Below are 4,322 nucleotides of genomic sequence, written 5' to 3'. Positions count from 1 at the left end.
GAGAGACACCGGGGGCGGGGGGGAATGGCAGCCCGCCGCTCATGCCCCCGGATTCATCCGCCGACCTGGTAGAGCACGGCGCCGGAGGAGACCCCCGCCCCGACGCCTACCATCAGCAGCCGCTCCCCGGCCCGCACCACGCGGGTGCGCAGCAAGCAGTCGAGGCTCAAGGGAATGGAGGCGGCCCCCACGCTGCCGACCCGGTCGACAACGGGGACGATGCGCGCCGGCTCCACCCCGAGCGACTCGGTGATGAGCCGCAGCATGGCCCCGTTGGGCTGGTGCGGCAGCACCCAATCCACATCGTCCAATGACAGACACGCCTGCTCCAGCACGGAGCGGGTGGCGTTCTCCAGCGCCTGGAGGGCCACCTCCGCGATGCGCTGGTGGGAGCTTTCAAAGCGCACCCGCTCGCGCACGCCCGTCACCAGGGGGTGGGCCATCCACACGTCCGAGGACAGGGTGCCGTCATTGGCGAAGGCCGCGCCCAACACCCCCTCCCCTTCGCGGGCCACGCCCAGGATGGCGGCCACGGCGGCATCGCCGAAGACGAGGTAGGGCCGGGGATCCTCCACCGAGATGATGCGCGAGCCGAGCTCCACCACCACGATGGCCACCGGCGCAAGCCCGGTCGCCACCGAGCGGCTGGCCACGTCGAACGCCGAGACGAACCCCATGCAGGCGTTGTTGAGGTCGAACGCGTCACACGTGCCCGCGAGCCCCAGCTCCGCGGCGACGCGGTTGGCGGTGGCCGGGATGAGGACGTCGCCTCCGGTGGAGGAGACGAACAGGAGGCGCCGCAGGCTCCGGGCCTCCAGCCCCGCGGCGTCGAGGGCCTGGCGAAGCGCCTCGGCGCCCAGCCCGGCCAGCGAAGTCCCCGGGGGCGCCCAGTGGCGGGTGCGGATGCCTGTCTTCTGCTCGATGGCCGCGGGGTCGCGTCCCAGGGCCACCGCCAGCTCCCCGGTCGTGACGGCGCGCTCCGGCAGCACGCTGGCCGTCCCCAGGATCCGGACCGGAATCACCGCGCCACCGCCAGGAATTGTTCCATCCGCATCCCCCCTGAAAGCCAACGGAGGAAGCTACCACCCGAGCCCACCGTGGCGGCCCGACGCGCCGGAGCAACGGTTCCGGGGATGACACGACAGGGCGCCTCCGCGCGGTAAAGCGGATGCCTGGTGCCCGTGGAGCCCGAGCGCAGGTGCTTACCCTTGAACAAGACGCGTTGAGTCCGGGGAGCAATCCATGTCGTCGCGCACCGCCGAGAACGAGCAGGAGGCCTGGTGGTCGGCACTGGCACCGTTGTTGAGGCCCGTCACCCTCCGGCCCGGAGACACGCTCGCGAAGCGGCCGCCCGCCCTGCGCTTCGTCCGCTCTGGCGAGATGGAGGTGGAGCGGCGCTGCCCCTCCCTGCCGCGCGGCGTGCGGGTGCTCGGGCCGGGGAGCGTCCTGGGGTTGAAGACCCTGGCCCGCTGGAAGAGCGACGACGTGCTCCGTCCGGAGAAAGCGGACGCCAGGGCCGTCGTTCCCACCGAGCTCCTGGAGTTGCCGGGCGAACGATTCGAGCAGGCCTTTCATGACGGGGACGCGCTCCTCGAGCGCCTTCTGGACGCCCGCGAAGCGGAAGAGGCCGCGGTGGAGCTGGTGCGCGTGCTGAGCGAGTCGCCGCGGCTGGCCAACGCCCAGGACGCGGACCTCTTCCGGCTCGTGGAGGGCGCCACGCCCGTGAAGGTGAAGGCAGGCCCGGAGGCCACGCCGCTGTTCCTGGAGCCCGCCGTCCCGGATGGGTTCTACGTCGTGCTCAAGGGGTGCTGCGACATCGCTTCGTCCAGCGGGCCCATCTCCAGGCTCGCGGCCCCCACCTGCGTCGGGCTCGATGAATTCCTGACCCACACGCCGCTGCCGGGGTCCGTGATGTTGAGGCCCGAGGAGAAGGGCACCCTCGGCTTCCACCTCCGCGGGGACAAGGAGAAGGACGCCCGCGCCTTCCGCATCGGCAGGGAGTGGTTCGAGCGCGTCCAGTCCGAGGAGCCGGACTTCGACCGGGCCGTCGTGAGGGGATGCCCCGAGCGGCTCGGGACGCCAGCGCCCCCCACGGCGCATCAGGTCATCGTGTGGGGTGAGCAGCAGGAGGGCCTGCCGCCCTGGAGCGCCCTGGGAGAGCTCCTCGCCGAACGGATGGCGGTCCACCTGCATGAGCACGTGCTCGTGGTGCGGCTCGTGGAGGGCGCGCCGGAGAATGGCCCCCTGCGGATCGACAGGCCCGCGAAGGCCATGAGCGGCTGGGTGGCCCACGGTGAGCGCCCCCCCGTCCGGACGGACGTGGAGCCCCTGCTTCCGAAGAGCACGGCGACCACCTGGATGAGCACTCCGTGGAGTCAGGGTGTCAGCGAGTTCGCGGGCCGCACCAACGTCACCCTGGTGGACACGTCCGCGCTCACGGCCCGCGGACGCCAGGAGGTGCTCCAGCAGCTGTCGCAGCAGGTGCCGGCCGAGGAGCCCCTCAAGTACCTCAGCCTGAGCAGGGGTCGGCAGCCCCCCGCGCTCGACCTGCCCCAGCGGGTGAAGCGCATCCACGCCGGACTGCTCCGCCTGCCACGACCCCAACCCGAGCCGGGCCTGGGGCTCGCGCTGGCGGAGCTCTTCCAGCGCGAGGTGCCGTTGGCGAGGACGGAGCGGGCCACGCGCGCCGCCGGCCTGATGAAGCGGGCCGCGGGCCGTCAGCTGCGACGGCTGTGCACGCGCGGCAAGCCCGAGGAGCCCGACGAGTGGCCCATGGGGGCGGTCCGCCTGCTCTTCCCCGAATCGTGGCTCCAGAAAGGACCGCTGCCCACGTCGCTGGACGGCCCCGGGCTGGAGTCCCCCAGGGAATCCTTCGAGCGCTGGGCGCGGGCCGCCACCGGGCGCCGCGTCGGGCTGGCACTCGGGGGAGGCGGGCCCTTTGGCTTCGTGAGCATCGCCCTGCTGGACAAGCTGGACCCCCGCGACCCGGAGGACGGAAAGGAGGCCTCCCAGCTGCGGGTGCCCATCGACATGGTCTCCGGCTCCAGTTTCGGCGCCGTGGTGGGGGCGTTCTATTGCGTCGGACGTCGCAGGGCGCTCGAGCTGCTCATCAGGCAGGCCCACATCATGCTGCCCATCGTCAGTCTCTCCGCCGTGTCGAGCGCGATCCTGGAGCTGTGGACCGACTTCCATCTCGGCCCGTGGCCCCTCGATGAGCTGGAGGTGCCGTTCTTCCCCGTGGTGACCGACGCGGACGTGGGTGTGGAGTGGGACCTGCGCACCGGCTCCATCGGGCGCGGAGTCCGGGCCAGCAGCGCCCTGCCTCCGCTCTTCGGTCCCACCCTCATCGGCAACCGCCGCCTGCTGGATGGCGGCCTGGTGGCCAACGTGCCGGCGAACGTCCTGCGGGCGGAAGGCGCGGACATCCTCATCGCCGCGAACCCCATCTCCCGCGTCCCCCCCCGGTCGCGGAGCTACCCGGTCCGCTGGGTGGGGCCGCTCTGGCGCCAGCTCAATCCACGCCTGCGCATCAAGGACGGCCTCCGGCTGCTCCAGATCATGGGGCGGCTGGTGGGGACCGTTCAGAGCCGCGATGGCGAGACCATCGTGTACCAGCCGCAGCTCTCCCCTGCCACGCTGCTGGGCTTCGGCAGCGGCCAGCAGATCGTCGAGCGGGCCCAGAGCAGCCCCGAGGTGGACGCCGCGGTCCTCCGGGCCCGGACCGCGTGGAGGAAGCGGCTGAACAACGCGCGGTGGCTCCAGTTGATGGGGGACGCCAGCGACGACAAGACGCCGAAGCAGATCGAGCTGACGCTCCCCCTCGTCTTCCGCGACCTCTCGGGCCGCTCCGAGCTCAGGTCCACGAGCGACCAGGTCCTCTCCGAGCTGGTGGAGTACCTCCACACCCAGAAGGAGATCACGTCCTTCAAGATCCAGCTCACCGCGCCGGACGAGCCCACCGCCGAACAGCGCGCGAAGGCCCTGGCGGACTACCTGAAACACCGCGTCTTCCAGCAGCAGCCGAAGCTGGAGTCCCCCGTGCGGCTGCCCCCGAACGGCCCGCGGGGGGCCACGAACGGCCAGGCCTCCCGGGTGGTGCTCACCGTCCTGACGACGCAGCGCGATCTCACCCAGGGCGTGATGCAGGAAGCGGCGAGCATGATGGAGAACTACCGCGGCTACCTGATGGAGCTTCAGCAGGCCCAGGCGGATGTGCGGATGCGCACCCTCCTGACCGAGGCGGAGCGCCAGGACCAGCGGGGCGCTCCCGAGCTGGCGCGGCTGCTCGCGCTCGAGGCCGTGGAGTACGCCTGTCTCTTATA

At 71.7% G+C, this 4,322-nt stretch carries 2 protein-coding genes; one reads left to right on the top strand and one right to left on the bottom strand.

Features of this window, described 5'->3' with window-relative positions; translation table 11 throughout:
• Window positions 1-53 precede the first annotated feature (53 nt).
• Window positions 54-1,022 (bottom strand): 3-oxoacyl-ACP synthase III family protein, encoded by a 969-nt coding sequence (locus tag D7V97_RS40650; RefSeq protein ID WP_120615931.1) that lies wholly within the window; start codon window positions 1,020-1,022, stop codon window positions 54-56.
• A gap of 220 nt (window positions 1,023-1,242) precedes the next feature.
• On the opposite strand from D7V97_RS40650, the gene D7V97_RS40645 reads away from it, so the two are divergent.
• On the top strand, window positions 1,243-4,322 hold a 3,080-nt coding region (locus D7V97_RS40645; protein ID WP_368669010.1), incomplete at its 3' end, for a patatin-like phospholipase family protein.

This window comes from Corallococcus sp. CA053C (assembly GCF_003611675.1).
Taxonomy (GTDB): Bacteria; Myxococcota; Myxococcia; order Myxococcales; family Myxococcaceae; genus Corallococcus.
Note: the sequence above shows the minus strand (reverse complement) of the source record. Positions and strands in the feature narration are given on the sequence as shown.